Annotated in this window: 16 protein-coding genes; 11 read left to right on the forward strand and 5 right to left on the reverse strand. The window is 63.2% G+C overall.

Features of this window, described 5'->3' with window-relative positions:
- Window positions 1-36: 36 nt before the first annotated feature.
- The 3 genes from AB4037_RS28895 to AB4037_RS28905 form a co-directional block, all read right to left on the reverse strand.
- Window positions 37-384, reverse strand: coding sequence for a GCG_CRPN prefix-to-repeats domain-containing protein (locus AB4037_RS28895; RefSeq protein ID WP_434955822.1), 348 nt, complete (start codon window positions 382-384; stop codon window positions 37-39).
- Between the two features lie 156 nt (window positions 385-540).
- A complete protein-coding gene (locus tag AB4037_RS28900) occupies window positions 541-1290 on the reverse strand; it encodes an arginyltransferase (protein WP_441773833.1) in 750 nt (249 codons plus the stop codon).
- Window positions 1291-1407: 117 nt separating this feature from the next.
- A complete protein-coding gene (locus AB4037_RS28905) occupies window positions 1408-2745 on the reverse strand; it encodes a branched-chain amino acid ABC transporter permease (protein WP_441773834.1) in 1338 nt (445 codons plus the stop codon).
- Window positions 2746-2943: 198 nt separating this feature from the next.
- Here AB4037_RS28905 and AB4037_RS28910 point away from each other — a divergent pair, with 198 nt between their 5' ends.
- On the forward strand, window positions 2944-3225 hold the full coding sequence (locus AB4037_RS28910; protein WP_434955825.1) for a SelT/SelW/SelH family protein: 282 nt from the start codon (window positions 2944-2946) through the stop codon (window positions 3223-3225).
- 18 nt (window positions 3226-3243) lie between these two features.
- Here the strand turns inward: AB4037_RS28910 and hemB are convergent, their stop codons facing one another.
- Window positions 3244-4281 carry a porphobilinogen synthase gene (gene hemB, locus AB4037_RS28915; RefSeq protein ID WP_434955826.1) on the reverse strand — a complete coding sequence of 346 codons (1038 nt, stop codon included), beginning with the start codon at window positions 4279-4281 and terminating at the stop codon, window positions 3244-3246.
- A gap of 226 nt (window positions 4282-4507) precedes the next feature.
- Between hemB and AB4037_RS28920 the strand changes: the two genes are divergently transcribed.
- From AB4037_RS28920 to thiL, 9 genes are all read left to right on the forward strand, one after another.
- On the forward strand, window positions 4508-4915 hold the full coding sequence (locus AB4037_RS28920; protein WP_434955827.1) for a DUF6163 family protein: 408 nt from the start codon (window positions 4508-4510) through the stop codon (window positions 4913-4915).
- A 291-nt stretch (window positions 4916-5206) separates the two neighbouring features.
- Entirely contained in the window at window positions 5207-6451 is a 1245-nt protein-coding gene (locus AB4037_RS28925; RefSeq protein WP_434955828.1) for a L,D-transpeptidase family protein, read from the forward strand.
- A gap of 175 nt (window positions 6452-6626) precedes the next feature.
- Window positions 6627-7922: a serine hydroxymethyltransferase gene (gene glyA, locus AB4037_RS28930; RefSeq protein ID WP_434955829.1), complete on the forward strand. Its 1296-nt coding sequence runs from the start codon at window positions 6627-6629 to the stop codon at window positions 7920-7922.
- A gap of 123 nt (window positions 7923-8045) precedes the next feature.
- On the forward strand, window positions 8046-8522 hold the full coding sequence (gene nrdR, locus AB4037_RS28935) for a transcriptional regulator NrdR (protein ID WP_434955830.1): 477 nt from the start codon (window positions 8046-8048) through the stop codon (window positions 8520-8522).
- Window positions 8523-8624: 102 nt separating this feature from the next.
- The gene (gene ribD, locus AB4037_RS28940) at window positions 8625-9776 is read left to right on the forward strand and encodes a bifunctional diaminohydroxyphosphoribosylaminopyrimidine deaminase/5-amino-6-(5-phosphoribosylamino)uracil reductase RibD (RefSeq protein ID WP_441773835.1); all 1152 of its coding nucleotides are present in this window, start codon (window positions 8625-8627) and stop codon (window positions 9774-9776) included.
- A 9-nt stretch (window positions 9777-9785) separates the two neighbouring features.
- Window positions 9786-10421 (forward strand): riboflavin synthase, encoded by a 636-nt coding sequence (locus AB4037_RS28945; protein WP_441773836.1) that lies wholly within the window; start codon window positions 9786-9788, stop codon window positions 10419-10421.
- Between the two features lie 254 nt (window positions 10422-10675).
- Window positions 10676-11203 carry a 6,7-dimethyl-8-ribityllumazine synthase gene (locus AB4037_RS28950; RefSeq protein ID WP_434955833.1) on the forward strand — a complete coding sequence of 176 codons (528 nt, stop codon included), beginning with the start codon at window positions 10676-10678 and terminating at the stop codon, window positions 11201-11203.
- Entirely contained in the window at window positions 11200-11661 is a 462-nt protein-coding gene (nusB, locus tag AB4037_RS28955; RefSeq protein WP_441773837.1) for a transcription antitermination factor NusB, read from the forward strand. The genes AB4037_RS28950 and nusB overlap by 4 nt, the downstream gene beginning before the upstream one ends.
- 254 nt (window positions 11662-11915) lie before the next feature.
- Window positions 11916-12902: a thiamine-phosphate kinase gene (gene thiL / locus AB4037_RS28960; RefSeq protein ID WP_441773838.1), complete on the forward strand. Its 987-nt coding sequence runs from the start codon at window positions 11916-11918 to the stop codon at window positions 12900-12902.
- 72 nt (window positions 12903-12974) lie between these two features.
- On the opposite strand, the gene AB4037_RS28965 is transcribed toward thiL, so the two are convergent.
- Window positions 12975-14522, reverse strand: a complete 1548-nt coding sequence (locus AB4037_RS28965; protein ID WP_441773839.1) for an esterase-like activity of phytase family protein — start codon at window positions 14520-14522, stop codon at window positions 12975-12977.
- Here AB4037_RS28965 and AB4037_RS28970 point away from each other — a divergent pair.
- Entirely contained in the window at window positions 14521-14790 is a 270-nt protein-coding gene (locus AB4037_RS28970; protein ID WP_441773840.1) for a hypothetical protein, read from the forward strand. The two genes, AB4037_RS28965 and AB4037_RS28970, sit on opposite strands and share 2 nt — an antisense overlap.
- Window positions 14791-14916 lie beyond the last annotated feature (126 nt).

The following is a 14916-nucleotide window of genomic DNA, read 5'->3' on the forward strand; positions in this document are numbered from 1 at the left end:
GATCCAGCCGCCCGCCTCATGGCTTGCTTTGTCGGATCAGTAGTCGCGCCACTGACCGCGGCCATAATAGGGGCGTTCCCAGCCGCCACGGCGGCCGCGACCCCAGTCGTCACCCCACCCTCTGCGGGGGCCGTGACCCCAGCCATAGCCACCGCCGTAGCCATAGCCCCCGCCATAGCCGTAATAGGGGCGGCGAACCGGGACGCAGCGGCCCCAGCGATTGGGCTGCCAGCCAGGGCCACAGCCCCAGCGGACATCCTGGACCAGCGGCGAGGCGCCCGGCGTCGTGGGAGCAACGTTCATGGCGGAGGACGAGCCGACACTGGCCATCAGGCCCGTCAGCGCGAAGGAGGCCGCAATCATGGTCTTGCCGAGAAGATTCATCGGTTACCTCATTGAGGGATCCCGAGTTCTTGGGAACTCGAGGAGCAATGAGGACACGATGCCATTTCCTCCCTGAACGCGGCGCGAACGCCCTGGTCATCTGGCGTTCAGAAACATGATGGCGGGATGACGGGCCGTGCCCGGCCGATCCGACGCCTATTTCTCGACGCGATCCCAACCATTGGGACCGAGCCGCTCCTGGGGCAGGAAGCGGCCCTTATAGGCCATCTTGCGTGATCCCTCGACCCAATAGCCCAGATAGAGATAGGGCAGTCCCATCGCCTGTGTGCGGGCGATATGGTCCAGTATCATGAAAGTGCCGACGCTGCGCCCCGCCATGGCGGGTTCGTAGAACGAGTAGACCATGGACAGGCCGTCGGCGAGCACATCGGTGAGGGAAACCCCGATCAACGGACCCTCGCCCTGACGGTTCAACGGCAGGCCGGCGCCGGACAGTCGGTACTCCACCAATTGGGTGTTCACATGGGTATCCTCGACCATCATGGCATAGTCGAGCACCGTCATGTCAGCCATGCCGCCATCGGCGTGACGCTGGTCGAGATAGGCCCTGAAGGTGGAATATTGTTCCGATGTCGGCGTGGCGCTGCGCATGTGCGAGGTGACGTCGCGATTGTCGGCCTGCACGCGGCGGAAAGATTTCGTCCTGACGAAATCGGCAACCGGTACGCGCACCGAAACACAAGCCTTGCAATTCTCGCAGGCCGGCCGATAGGCGATGGTTTGCGAACGGCGGAAACCGCCATGGCTGAGCACGTCATTGAGGCGCGCGGCCCGTTCACCGATCAAGTGGGTGAACACTTTGCGCTCCTGTTTGCCCCTCAGATAGGGGCAGGGCGATGGTGCGGTCAGATAGAATTGCGGTGAGTCGCGTATTTCAATGCTCAACGCCATTCTCCATGCATGAAGGCGAAAGTTACCACCGGGCGCTGCGTCTCGCCAGAGTCCCCCTGCCTGGCGACATCAAATTATCGCGCTGAAGGCCGTTTTTGAAGCCGCCGCCTCTCATACCTGCCGGGGCGTGGTGTCAGCAAAGCCGAACAGCCCGCCCGGGCGGAAGATCAGCATGAGAACGAGAAAGATCATCACGGCCACGTCGCGGTGCTCAATCGGAAAATAGGCCTGCCAGATGACCTCGAACAGGCCGAGCACGAGGCCACCGAGCAAGGCTCCTTCGATGGAGCCGATACCCCCGATGACGGCTGCGACCAGGCCTTTCAGGCCGATCATGGCCCCGCCATAAGCGTCGGCCCCGCCATAATAGACGGTCATGATGAAACCGGCGAAGCCGGCCAGCGCCGAAGCGAGGCCGAAGGTCAGTGCCAGCATGCCTCGGCTCGAAATCCCGACGAGGTTGGCCATGAGCGCATCGTCCGATATGGCCCGCCAGCGCCGGCCGAGTTCGCTGCGGCGCATCAGCATGACGACGGCGATGGCGACGATGGCGGCCGCCGCGCCGATCGACATCTGCATAACCGTGATGTGGGCGACGAAATTGCCCGACCGCACCACGGGCAGATAGGGGCTGGTGATCGGCGGCGCCCAGCGATCGTTGGGCCCCTGGGCGACACGCATCGCCTCGCGCATCACCGAGGCCACCGCCACCGTGGCGATCAGGATGGTCTGGCCGCGCCGGAAGGCGAGGGGAGCGAAGACGAGTTTCTCGACCATGTGGCCGGCCAGAACCACCAGCCCGACGGCGGCTGCGAACACGATGATGAGGTCCAAGGCCGGCGAGCGGGAGCCCAGCGCCAGCATGATCAGCATGATCGAGACGCTCATCACGCCGCCGAGCGTGGCAAAATCGCCGAAGGCCAGGTTGATGCGCTGGACCAGGCCGAACACGAGGGCATAGGCGACGGCGATCAGCATGGTCATCGCCGTGGTCGGCACGCCATTGCCAAGACTCTGCACCAGAAAGGCGACACTGCGGGGAACCTCGGGGACGTCGGCTATGGTTTCGCCGGCGCCGGGATCGGCGAGGACAGCCTCGGGCCGCTCGAGCCAATAGCGTTTGAGGAGGTGGAGCTTCCAGGGAGGAAAGGACCTGCCATCCGCAGCCAGGGCACTCAGCTCGATGAACCGATTATCCTGCGAGCTCAACCCGAAGGCGCAAAGCACGGTATGATCGGTGGCGCGCCCGTCCTGCAAAGCCCGATAGTCGATGCGCATCTTGAACGGTGCGGAAGCCGGGGCGATGGCAGTGACCGTGAGCTCATCGGGCTCGATCGTCACGGCAGGCAATGTCTGCCGGCAGATGCGAACTTCCTGCGGGTCGAGGCTGTCACGGCAGGAAGCCAGGCATAAAGTGACGAGAACCAGGGCGATGACACGATGGATCAATGGTGCCGCCTGAATCTTCGCGCCAGATCGGTTGACCCGAGTTTTGATATCGGCGCTGTCTATCGGCGAGATTACAGACTCGCCGCGATTCGGACAGCAAGCCTCGCCGCTCCGGATAGCAGGTCACTTAACCGCGAGCTTTTCCTGGCGCGGCTACGGGGATATCGTACAACTCCCGTTCTTGGTTCGAGACTCGTGATGCGTGACGGCAAGCCCAGTGTGACCATCGTTTATTGTCGGCAATGCCAATGGCTGCTCAGGGCGGCATGGATGGCCCAGGAACTGCTCTCGACCTTTTCCGAGGATCTGGGCGAGGTCACGCTGGTACCGGCCACCGGCGGCGCCTTTCGCATCGAGTATGACGGCCAGGAGATCTGGGAACGCAAGCGCGATGGCGGCTTTCCCGATGTGAAGGCGCTCAAGCAGCTGGTGCGCGACCGGCTCGATCCCGACCGCGACCTCGGCCATATCGACCGGTAGGGCCGCAAGCGCGGCCTGCTATTTGCCGCGCAGATATTCGGCGGCGCGCGGTGCGAAATAGGTGAGGATGCCGTCGGCGCCGGCGCGCTTGAAGGCGGTGAGGCTCTCGATCATCGCCTTTTCGCCGTCGATCCAGCCGTTCTGGGCGGCCGCCATGATCATCGCATATTCGCCCGAGACCTGATAGGCGAAGGTCGGACGGCCGAAGCTCTGCTTGAGGCGGGCGACGATGTCGAGATAGGGCAGGCCCGGCTTGACCATGATCATGTCGGCGCCTTCTGCGATGTCGAGTTCGGCCTCGCGCAGGGCTTCGTCGGTATTGGCGTAGTCCATCTGATAGGTGCGCTTGTCGCCCTTGAGCGCACCGGATGAGCCCACCGCCTCGCGGAAGGGGCCGTAGAAAGCCGACGCATATTTGGCCGAATAGGCCATGATCTGCACGTCGAGGAAACCGGCGGCATCGAGCGCAGCACGGATGGCGCCGACGCGGCCGTCCATCATGTCGGACGGCGCGATGATGTCGGAACCGGATTCGGCCTGGACCAGGGCCTGGCGCACCAGCAAAGCGACGGTCTCGTCATTGAGGATGCGTCCGGCTTCCAGCAGCCCGTCATGGCCGTGCGAGGTGTAGGGATCGAGTGCGACGTCGGTCAGCAAGCCGATTCCCGGTACCTTGGCCTTGATGGCGCGGCAGGCCCGGCAGGTCAGATTCTGCGCGTTCAGCGCCTCGCTCCCGGTGGGATCGCGCAGGGAGGGATCGGTGTAGGGGAAGATCGCCACCACGGGAATGTCGAGGGCGGCGGCCCGCTGGGCCTCCTCGACGGCAATGTCGATGCTGACCCGGTCGACACCCGGCATCGCTGCCACAGGAGTCCTGAGATTCTCGCCTTCCTGCACGAAGATCGGCCAGATCAGATCATTGGTGGTGAGCACATTCTCCTTCACCAGCCGGCGGGCCCATTCGCTCTTGCGGTTGCGGCGCGGGCGTTCGACCAGGTCGAGACGGTCCGAGGCGGAGGCGAGGGCTGATATGAGCGGGGTGACGGAGGAGGGCATCGCAGTCTCTTCGAATTGAACTTTGCACGGGTTTTATCACATCCAGGCAGGCGCAGGCATGTCCTCATGTCACACCCCCGCAGCTCGGAACGCACAGGTCAGGATTGCTGCTCCAGCCCGCGGGAAGGACGCTATTGGCTTGCAGCCGATTTGCCCTCGGCGGCGCACGCCGTTAGAACGGCCTCCAGCAATGACGACGCGCCCAAGACAAGAGTGATCCAAGGACATGAGCGATATCGAGTTTGACCGCGACGGCCCGCCCTATGGCGCCTATCTGTTGTGGTTCATGCGCGCCGTCGCCGTGCTGTGGATGGCCAAGGGTATCATCCATTGGTGCCTGATCCTCGGGATCGGCCAGGCCGATCCGGATCGTTTCCTCGGCATGCCTGTTCTCACCCAGAGCGCCGTGATCGTGTTTGCCGTGTTCGACCTGGTCGCGGCGGTCGGCCTGTGGATGGCTGCGACCTGGGGCGGGGTCATCTGGTTGATCGCTTCCGGCAGCTATTTCATCATCTCGTTGTTCCGGCCCGAAATTTTCGGACGGCAATATGCGATGATGACGACGATCGGCGTCTTGATCGTGCTCTATATCGGTCTTGCCTTTCTCGCCTCGCGCGAGCGGCGCCATCCGTGAGTGGCGATGAGCAGGCTGTTGCAACTATGTCACGCGGGCTTAATTCGCGCTCACATGGCGGTGATCGTGACAGGGCTTGCCACATTTGTCCCGGTTTTGCCGCTTTCTGGCGGTAGGGCTTCTCGCGAGTTTCCTATATCGGGATTGTGAATGGGGGATGTCGAGGCCTGATTTTGGTCTCGGTTCGTTTACCTCTCCCGTGTAAAGAGCTTCGTTAATTCATGGCCGCAGGAAATTACCGGTACGGTAGGTGTGTGATGCAAGCGGGCTTTGCTGCAGGATTGGAACAAGATGTCTGACTATTCTCGTCGTGGTTTTCTCTCCACTCTGGCCTTGGGCGCCGCTGCGACCGCATTGGCGCGTCCGGCTGCCGCGCAAGACTACGGCCTGGGCCAGATGGAGATGAAGGAACGCTACGATTCAGTGGCCAGCCCCATCGGGCAGGCCAGCAGTTCCTCGCCCACCTTCTCGGCCTATACCTTGCAGGCCACGCAGAACGCCCTGCAGAAATATAGCGAGATCGCTGCCCAGGGCGGTTGGCCGCAAGTGACCGGCAAGGGCCGCCTCCAGCTCGGCTCGCGCAGCCCCGACGTCGTCTCGCTGCGCCAGCGCCTGATCGCCTCGGGCGATCTGGCGCCCTCCCTCGGTGGCTCGCCCGTCTTCGATTCCTATCTCGACGGCGCGGCGAAGCGCTTCCAATCGCGCCACGGCATCCTGTCCAGCGGCGTCATCGGCGACACCTCGCGCGCCGCTCTCGCCATTCCGATCGATGTGCGCATCAAGCAGCTTCAGATGAACATCGTGCGCCTGCGCTCGATGGGCAATCTGGGCAACCGCTACATCATGATGAATATTCCGGCGACCGAGCTGGAAGCGGTCAACAATGGCGCGGTCGAGCAGCGTCACTCCACGGTGATCGGCAAGCCCGATCGGCCTTCACCGATCTTGTCGACCGTGGTGCAGAACATCAATTTCAACCCGTATTGGACGGTGCCGCTCTCCATCATCAAGAAGGACCTGATCCCTCTGATGCAGAAGGAGCCGAGCTATCTGGCTGATCACCACATCCGCATCTTTACGCCGCAGGGCCAGGAGATCACGCCCGAGCAGATCAACTGGAACACGGACGAAGCCACGCGCATGCGCTTCAGGCAGGATCCGGGCTTCGGCAATTCGCTCGGCCAGGTGCGCATCAATATTGCCAACCAGTATGGCGTCTACATGCACGACACGCCCTACAAGTCGGTGTTCGGTTCCGATTACCGCTTCGATTCTTCGGGCTGTGCTCGCGTGCAGGACGTCCGCGAACTGGTGGCCTGGATCTTGTCGGGCACGGAATATACCCGCGACCGCATCGACGAGGTGATCCGTTCGGGCGCGCAGACGACCGTGAACCCGACCGCCAAGGTGCCGGTTTTCTGGGCCTACATTACCGCTTGGGCGACGCCGGAAGGCTTGGTCGAGTTCCGCGATGACATCTACAACAAGGACGGCTTCGCCTCGCTTTCCGTGGTCACCAAGGAAGAGCAGGGCTGATCGGGGAACGCACTTTCAACCTCTTGAGATTTGCAACGCCGCAGCCTGTCTGCGGCGTTGTTGCGTTTCAGGCCCACCTCTCCAGCTCTGACGCAACTTTGGTCGCTTGCAGACATGACTTTGCGACGTAAGTCCGTTATGTCGTCTGCCTCTTCTCCAACGAGGCCCGCCAACGATGAATGACGCCCGCTCCGCTTCTCTGTCGAACAGCTTCTTCGCCGCCGATCTCAAGTCTGCCGATCCGGAGCTGGCGCGGACCATCGATCTCGAATTGGGCCGCCTGCGCGACCATATCGAGCTGATCGCCTCCGAGAACATCGTCTCGAAGGCGGTCCTGGAAGCCCAGGGCTCGATCATGACCAACAAATATGCGGAGGGTTATCCAGGCCGCCGCTATTATGGCGGTTGCGAATTCGTCGACATGGCCGAGAATCTGGCGATCGAGCGCGTCAAGAAACTGTTCGGCTGCGCCTATGCCAACGTCCAGCCCAATTCCGGCAGCCAGGCCAATCAGGGCGTGTTCCTGGCGCTGATGAAGCCGGGCGACACCTTCATGGGCCTGAACCTCAATGCCGGCGGCCATCTCACCCATGGCTCGGCCGTCAATATGTCCGGCCGCTGGTTCAATGTGGTGCCCTACAATGTGCGTCCCGAGGACCAGCGCGTCGATATGGACGAGGTCGAGCGCCTCGCCCATGAGCACAAGCCCAAACTGATCATCGCCGGCGGTTCGGGCTATGCCCGCCATTGGGACTTCGCCCGCTTCCGTCAGATCGCCGATGCGGTGGGCGCTTATTTCTTCGTGGACATGGCCCATTTCGCCGGCCTGGTTGCCGGCGATGCGCATCCTTCCCCATTCCCGCACGCGCATGTGGCGACCTCGACCACCCACAAGACCCTGCGCGGGCCGCGTGGCGGCATCATCCTCACCAATGACGAGGAGATCGCCAAGAAGGTAAACTCGGCGGTGTTCCCCGGCCTGCAGGGCGGGCCGCTGATGCATGTCATCGCTGCCAAGGCCGTCGCCTTCGGCGAGGCGCTGCGCCCCGAGTTCAAGGCTTATGCAAAACAGGTAGTGGAGAATGCCGCTGCGTTGGCCGCCAATCTCAAGGGCAACGGCTTCGACATCGTCTCGGGCGGCACCGACAACCATCTGATGCTGGTCGACCTCAGGCCCAAGAACCTGACCGGCAATTTTGCCGAGAAGGCGATGGAGCGGGCCCACATCACCTGCAACAAGAACGGCATCCCCTATGACCCGCAGAAGCCGATGGTGACCTCGGGCATCCGCCTGGGCACCCCCGCAGCTACCTCGCGCGGCTTTGGCGTCAAGGAATTCCAGGAAGTCGGTGATCTCATCACCGAGGCGCTGGAAGGCCTGGCCAAGAACGGAGCCGACAACAATGGCGCGGTGGAAGAAGCTGTGCGCACTAAGGTCAACAAGCTGACGGGCCGTTTCCCGATCTACTGATCGCTGCCGGGAGCGCGGACAGCCTGTCCGCTTCCTGGAAACATATCGTGTGCGGTATAGGAAGTGCGGACATCGCGACATGCGAGCATGTCGTCGAGATGTCCGCGCTCCCGGGAATAATTCATGAAATGCCCTTATTGCGGCGCGCCCGACACGCAGGTGAAGGACAGTCGCCCCACCGATGACGGAACCTCGATCCGCCGCCGCCGCGTCTGTTCCGATTGCGGCGGGCGGTTTACCACCTTCGAACGTGTGCAACTGCGTGAACTGACGGTGGTGAAGCGTTCGGGCCGCAAGGTCACCTTCGACCGCGACAAGCTTTCGCGCTCGATCAGCACGGCCTTGCGCAAGCGGCCTGTTGACGAAGAACGCGTCGAACGGCTGGTCAATGGCCTGGTGCGCCAGATCGAGAGTCTCGGCGAGAGCGAGATCACATCCGAACAGATCGGCCGCATCGTGATGAAGGGGCTCAAGGCCCTCGACGACGTTGCCTATGTGCGTTTTGCCTCCGTCTATCGCAATTTCAGCGAGGCCAAGGATTTCACCGCCGTCCTGGATGAATTGAGCATCGAGGATGAGACGCGGGCAGACGAAGCGTGAGTTCGACCGGCAGGTGACGGCATGGCCGTGCTTTGCTTGCATGACGCGTGCGGCAAGCCTATCTGCTGTTTCGAACAATCAATGCCGGTTTGATGACGTCCCGTGACTATTGCCCTGCCCAATCCCGCCATCGACTCCTTGCGGCGTGACGAGCGCTTCATGCGGGCGGCGCTGGCGCTGGGGCGGCGGGGTCTCGGCAATACCTGGCCCAACCCAGCCGTCGGCTGCGTGATCGTCAGGCGGGTCGGTGACACCGATGTCATCGTCGGCCGGGGCTGGACCCAGCCGGGCGGACGGCCGCATGCGGAGACCCAGGCGCTGGCCGAGGCGGGGCCTTTGGCCAAGGGGGCCACGGCCTATGTCACCCTCGAGCCCTGTTCGCATTACGGACGCACCGGCCCCTGCGCCGATGCCCTGGCGCGAGGCGGTATTGCGCGTGTCGTCGGCGCTTTGCGCGATCCGGACCCGCGCGTGGGAGGGCGTGGCTTCGACATGCTCCGGCGCTATGGGCTCGAAGTCCGTGAGGGGGTGCTGGCCGAGGAAGCCTTTCAGGCCCATGTCGGGCACATCACGCGCGTGACCTTCGGCCGGCCCGGGGTCACCGTGAAGATCGCCGTATCCGCGGATGGCAAGCTGGCCGGTCCCGGTGGACGGCCGGTGCGCATCACCGGTGAGGAGGCGAGCGCCCATGTCCACATGATGCGGGCCCAGAGCGATGCCATCGCCGTCGGCATCGGCACCGTGCTGGCCGATGATCCGATGCTCACCGTGAGATTGCCCGGCATGGCCGCCCAGTCGCCGGTAAGGATCGTCTTCGATTCAAAGCTCCGGCTCCCGCTCGCCTCGCGACTGGTGCAGACGGCGCGCCAGGTACCCGTATGGGTGCTGGCCCGTGCCGATGCACCGGTTGCACCGGAACGGACCCTGGTCGAGACGGGCGTTGAGGTGATGCGGATCGGCTGCTCGGCCTTGCCGCCCGGCGAGGGGGCATCCCTCGATCTCGGCGAGGCCTTGCGCCTGCTCGGCACACGCGGCGTCACGCGCCTCCTGGTGGAGGCCGGGCCCCGGCTGGCGGCCGGACTGGTCGAGGCCGATCTCGTCGAGGAATTCGTGCAGTTCACCTCGCCCGAACCGATCGGCGAGGGGGTAGTAGCTCTGACACCACAGCTTCAGGCGAAAATCGACGGGCAATTGCCCAATCTCGCCGCACGCATGGTCGGACATGATACGATGACCATTCAACGCAGAAACTGAAGGCCCACCATGTTCACCGGCATCATCACCGACATAGGCGAGATCGTCGCGCTGGAGGATCACGGTTCCGCCAAGCGCATCACGTTCGCCTGCTCCTATCCTTCTGACACCATGACGGTAGGGGCCTCCATGGCGGTGGCCGGCATCTGTTTCACTTTGACCAGCCTGGCGCTGCGGCCGGGCGGCGATACGCTCTTCACCGTCGATGCTTCTTCCGAAACGATCGGGCGCACCACGCTGGCCTCCTGGCGCGTGGGCCACAAGCTCAATCTCGAGCGGGCGCTCCGGATCGGGGACGAACTCGGCGGGCATATCGTTTCCGGGCATGTGGACGGGGTCGCCACCGTGCTGGATCGCAAGGACCAGGACGGCACCTCGCAATTCACTTTCCGCGCCCCTGGCGATCTGGCGCGCTTCATCGCCCAGAAGGGGTCGCTGGCGCTCGACGGTACCTCCTTGACCGTCAACAGGGTAGACGGGCAGGATTTCGGCGTGATGATGATCCCCCATACGCTGTGCGTTACCACCTGGGGGCAGGTGCGGGCGGGGGACGAGATCAATATCGAGATCGATACCATGGCGCGCTATGCCGCGCGGCTGGCGGATGTCGGCACGGAGCGCTGGAGCGATCGCGCGGAAGGCTGAGACAGGCTCCGCGCCGCCATGCTTTGCGGTCACATCCCTCCTGCTCAAAACCGGCTTCCCCTTTTCGGCATGATGCTCTAGAGCAAAGCGCGTTCATGACTGAACGCTTGTTTACTCTAGTTTTTCGTTCCGACACGCCTTTGCGATTCGAGACGCTTCCGTCTCATCGCAAAACGCTCTAGGAACGCCGTCAATCCAGTTGTTTTCGGGCAGTCTTCCCTAGGCCTGCCTTTTCCTCCGAGACGAGATTTCCCATGGCCGGTCCCAGGCGTGTATCCAGTTCTTCCGCTCCTTCCTTCGAGAACACCGACTCCGGCCTTGGTGGCCCGCTGCCACCGCATATCCTGATCGTCGAGGCCCGGTACTACGAAGAAATCGCCGACGGCCTGCTCACCGGCGCAACCGGCGCCATCAAGGCGGCCGGCGGCAGCTTCGACGTGCTCACCGTGCCGGGCGCCCTGGAAATTCCCTCAGCCATCGTGATGGCTCTCGATGCCGCCGTGCAGCGCGGCCGGGCCTATGACGGCGCGGTGGCCCTCGGCTGCGTGGTGCGCGGCGAGACCACCCATTATGACATCGTGGCCGGCGAAAGCTCGCGCGCCTTGATGGACATCTCGGTGCAACGTGCCCTGCCGCTCGGAAACGGCATCCTCACTGTCGAGAATGATGAGCAGGCCCGGGTCCGCGCCAGTATTGCTGAAATGAACAAGGGCGGCGGCGCGGCCGATGCGGCCTTGCACATGGTTGCCCTGAAACGCCGCCTGCATGGGGTGGAGGCATGAGCCGGGCCCAGAAACGCTCCGCTGCGCGCCTTGCCAGCGTGCAGGCGCTCTACCAGATGGACATCCGCGGCAGTAGTGTCGTCGAGGTGCTGGCAGAGTTCGAAAACCATTGGATCGGCCAGGAAATCGACGGCGTTGAATATTCGCCTGCCGAGGAGAGCTTCTTTCGCGACATCGTCGGCGGTGTCGTGCGTGAACAGCGCGATATCGATCCCAAGGTCGACCAGGCCCTCGCCGATGGCTGGCCGCTCAAGCGGGTGGATGCCATTCTGCGCGCCATCCTGCGCGCCGGCGTCTATGAACTGCTGCACCGCAAGGACATTCCGCCGAAGGTGACGATCTCCGAATATGTCAGTGTCGCGCATGCCTTCCTCGACCGCGAGGAGGCCGGCATGGTCAATGCCGTGCTCGACAAGATCGCCAGGGCCGAACGCAACGACCATCTCCAGGCTTCCTGATCCAGAGCAAAACGCGTTCATGACTGGACGCTTATTTGCTCTAGTGCCAGGTTTCCAAGCCAATCCAACGGATTGGCTGAAATGTCTTTGCGATTCTAGCGGACTCCGTCAAATCGCAAAACGCGAAGCAGAGTTTCCCGGCGGGGCCCACGGACGGGCCTCGCCGGGAAACTCTGCAAATGTTTGATATCTTGCGGATTCCTCTTGATCGAGCCACGGGCACGATCAAGAGGAATCCGCTTGGGGGTGCTCGCATGACGCGGCTCACCGAAGACCAGTTGATCAGCCGTTTCTTCGCCCCGCTCGCGACCCATCCCGGCGCACGCGGACTGACCGATGACGCGGCGACGCTGAGCGTACCGGCGGGGGCGCATCTGGTTGTCACCACCGATGCGCTGGTCGCCGACATTCATTTTCTTGCCGATGACGATCCCGATCTCATCGCGCGCAAGGCCTTGCGCGTGAATCTCTCCGACCTAGCCGCCAAGGGAGCGCAGCCCTATGCCTATACGCTCTGCCTGGCTTTGCCGCCCGGCTGGCGCGAGGACTGGCTGGTTCGTTTTGCGGAGGGACTGGCGGTGGATGGCCTGGAATTCTCCTTCGCTCTGCTGGGAGGCGACACCGTCAAGACCACGGGGCCGTTGACGATCGCCGTCAACGCCTTTGGCCTGGTGCCCTCCGATCACATTCCCCGCCGGGACGGTGCACGACCGGGCGACACCCTGTATGTCAGCGGCTCCATCGGCGATGGGGCTCTGGGCCTGCTGGCGCGCCGCGGAGCCCAAGCCTTGGCGGGGTTGTCGGAGCTGGAGCGCGATTATTTGGCCAGGCGCTACCTCCTGCCACAGCCGCGCACGGCGTTGGCGCCGGCGGTGCTCTCTCATGCATCGGCCTCGATGGATATTTCGGATGGCCTCGTCGGCGATCTCGCCAAGCTGCTGCGGGCTTCCGGGGCGTCAGCCGATCTCGAACTCGGTGCCGTGCCGCTTTCACCGGCCGCTCAGGCGGCATGCAAGCTCGACTCGGGCCTGCTGGAAACGGCCCTCACGGGGGGCGACGATTACGAGATCCTCTGTGCAGTGCCTTTCGAACAGCGCGTCGCCTTCGAGGCGGCAGCACAGGAGTCCGGCGTGCCGGTCACGCCGATCGGTACGGTGACATCAGGCCACCGCGCCCCGAGATGGCTCGACGACGAGGGTGAGGAACTTCACTTTGCCCGGGGCAGCTTCAGCCACTTCTGAAGCCGCCGGAGAGATAAGTTAGGCCGGGCTCCCTCTCGCGATTCGAGAGAGGGATGGACCCTATTTTCATTCTCACTTTGCCGTCAGAGCCTTGGCGAGATCTTCAGGCAGGGTCAGACGATAGGCCAGCACCAGGGTGTCGTTGGTGAGACCGGCATCATAGCTCTGGCCCTTCATCACCCCCTTGCGGGTGAGAAAGTCGTTGTCGTTGCCGACGAACAGGAAAGCGTCGTTCGGAGCGGCCGGATCGAGGGCCGGCACCAGCGTCATGGCTTCCCACTTCTCCGACAGCGTGAGATCATTGGATTTGGTGTTGTCGATGTTGAGGCCGAACTTGCCGAGCTGGGTGGCGTTCAAGAGGTTGACCAGTACCTGCGAGCGGGCAGGGGTGATGGCAGTGTCCAGGGCGTTGCGCTCATCCTTGGCGGGCGCGATCGGCTTGGTGCCGGTTTCATAGTCCGTGCCCGCGAGGTTGCTGGCGCCGCTGGTGTCGACCACCAGGATGGCCTTGAACATTTCGGGGTTTTTGCAGTCGCAGCCATGGCCGGCGCCATCACGCGCCAGTAGCAGGAAGCGATGATCGTCGAGCGCTACCATCTCGCTCTGGGCCGCGGTGCTGTCGATCTTGCCGTCGCCCTTCTTGGAATAGACCGGAAGCTCGATCGCATAGACGGCCTTGGGGGTCTTGGGTAGCGGGTCGGAGGCCACGTCGTAGACATAGATGCGCGTGGTGGCGCGGTTCGCCTGGTTCTTGCTGGCGGAGCTGTCCTGCAGCGTGCCGCTCTGTAGCACGGCATAGAGTGTCTTGCCGTCCGGTGTCAGCGAGATTGCTTCCAGGCCCTGATTGTTGCGCCGGCCGGTATCGGGCGCGTCCATCGAGGTGAAGTTGATCTTGCCCTTCTTGGTGGGAGTGAGTGCCGGCCCGGGCGGGATGAGGCCCTTCAGCCTGCCGTCGGCACCGAACAGATAGACAGCCGCTGCATATTCGTCCCCGACATAGAAGCTGCCGTCGGAGCGGTAGGCGATCGACTCGGCGTCGAAGGACAGGGAGCCGGCGCCAAGCGCTCCGGCCGGCGGCACGGGCAGGGTATAGCCATTCATCTCGACGGTGTTGTCGGCGGGATCGGCGCCTGTCGTCGGCTTGCCGTCGAGGCCGGTGAGGAAGACGCCCTTGTCGTCGAGTGGCTTGAGTTCGATCTGCTCCTGCGAGGTCGCCGCAGTGGGCAGAGTGGGGCCGGAATAGGGCGTGAAGGCTAAATCAAAGGCGAGGACACGGCCCTGATAATCGAAGAACAGGCCCTTGTCGGGATTGTTGTAGCCACGGTCCGGCAGGGACCGAAGCTGGCCCTTATAGCCGTTGGCGGTCTTGCTCCAGCTCTTGGGATCGATCGTCATGGAGGAGAAGGAACCGAGCGTATCGCCCTTTTCGTCCTTGAGGTCGGCGCTCAGCCGGCCGACGCCGACCAGACCGTGATTGACGAAGCTGCCGCCGGCGAAATCGATCTTCTCCTCGCCCGGGGCGGAGGAAACGAAAGGTTCCTTGACGACGAGTGGCTCGGCCACGGCCAGCGTCGGCAGAACCGAGAGGGTGGTGAGGAGGACGGTCCGGAGAAGGCGCATGAAAATCTCGCTCGGTGGCCAGAACGCCGGCGCGCCAAGAGAAAACGCGCCTTTATTCTCGGTCTTTGTTGTTTCAATGCGTCTTCGCGATTTCGGCGAGGGAGCCAAATCGCAAGACGCGTCAGCGTGGACTTCCTTGGCAAGAGCCGATGACAGGGGCGTGACAGTTTTCCGGCGGGTGACGCACCAGGAGGTTCTTCGAAAGAAACCTGGGATCTTTGAAAGAACTTGCCGCCAACGCACTGCGTCGGTTGCGCTGCCCGTGTGATTTTGGCAGCATCGCGGCAATCCGGACAATCAAACGGCTCCGGTGGGAGGATTCGCCGCACCTGCAATATCCTGGCCTTCGATACGAAGGGCAGGCGTGGTTCGTTCGTGCGATTTGTTCAGCGGC

Source organism: Labrys sp. KB_33_2, from assembly GCF_052114505.1.
Taxonomy (GTDB): Bacteria; Pseudomonadota; Alphaproteobacteria; order Rhizobiales; family Labraceae; genus Labrys.

Bases quoted from the DNA above. Each gene is read 5' to 3' on its own strand.
- AB4037_RS28910 (WP_434955825.1), top strand. From the start codon at position 2,944: ATGCGTGACGGCAAGCCCAGTGTGACCATCGTTTATTGTCGGCAATGC.
- AB4037_RS28950 (WP_434955833.1), top strand. From the start codon at position 10,676: ATGGCCGGTCCCAGGCGTGTATCCAGTTCTTCCGCTCCTTCCTTCGAG.
- nrdR (WP_434955830.1), top strand. From the start codon at position 8,046: ATGAAATGCCCTTATTGCGGCGCGCCCGACACGCAGGTGAAGGACAGT.
- AB4037_RS28895 (WP_434955822.1), bottom strand. From the start codon at position 384: ATGAATCTTCTCGGCAAGACCATGATTGCGGCCTCCTTCGCGCTGACG.
- thiL (WP_441773838.1), top strand. From the start codon at position 11,916: ATGACGCGGCTCACCGAAGACCAGTTGATCAGCCGTTTCTTCGCCCCG.
- AB4037_RS28925 (WP_434955828.1), top strand. From the start codon at position 5,207: ATGTCTGACTATTCTCGTCGTGGTTTTCTCTCCACTCTGGCCTTGGGC.
- hemB (WP_434955826.1), bottom strand. From the start codon at position 4,281: ATGCCCTCCTCCGTCACCCCGCTCATATCAGCCCTCGCCTCCGCCTCG.
- AB4037_RS28970 (WP_441773840.1), top strand. From the start codon at position 14,521: ATGAAAATCTCGCTCGGTGGCCAGAACGCCGGCGCGCCAAGAGAAAAC.
- nusB (WP_441773837.1), top strand. From the start codon at position 11,200: ATGAGCCGGGCCCAGAAACGCTCCGCTGCGCGCCTTGCCAGCGTGCAG.
- AB4037_RS28965 (WP_441773839.1), bottom strand. From the start codon at position 14,522: ATGCGCCTTCTCCGGACCGTCCTCCTCACCACCCTCTCGGTTCTGCCG.
- glyA (WP_434955829.1), top strand. From the start codon at position 6,627: ATGAATGACGCCCGCTCCGCTTCTCTGTCGAACAGCTTCTTCGCCGCC.
- AB4037_RS28920 (WP_434955827.1), top strand. From the start codon at position 4,508: ATGAGCGATATCGAGTTTGACCGCGACGGCCCGCCCTATGGCGCCTAT.
- AB4037_RS28945 (WP_441773836.1), top strand. From the start codon at position 9,786: ATGTTCACCGGCATCATCACCGACATAGGCGAGATCGTCGCGCTGGAG.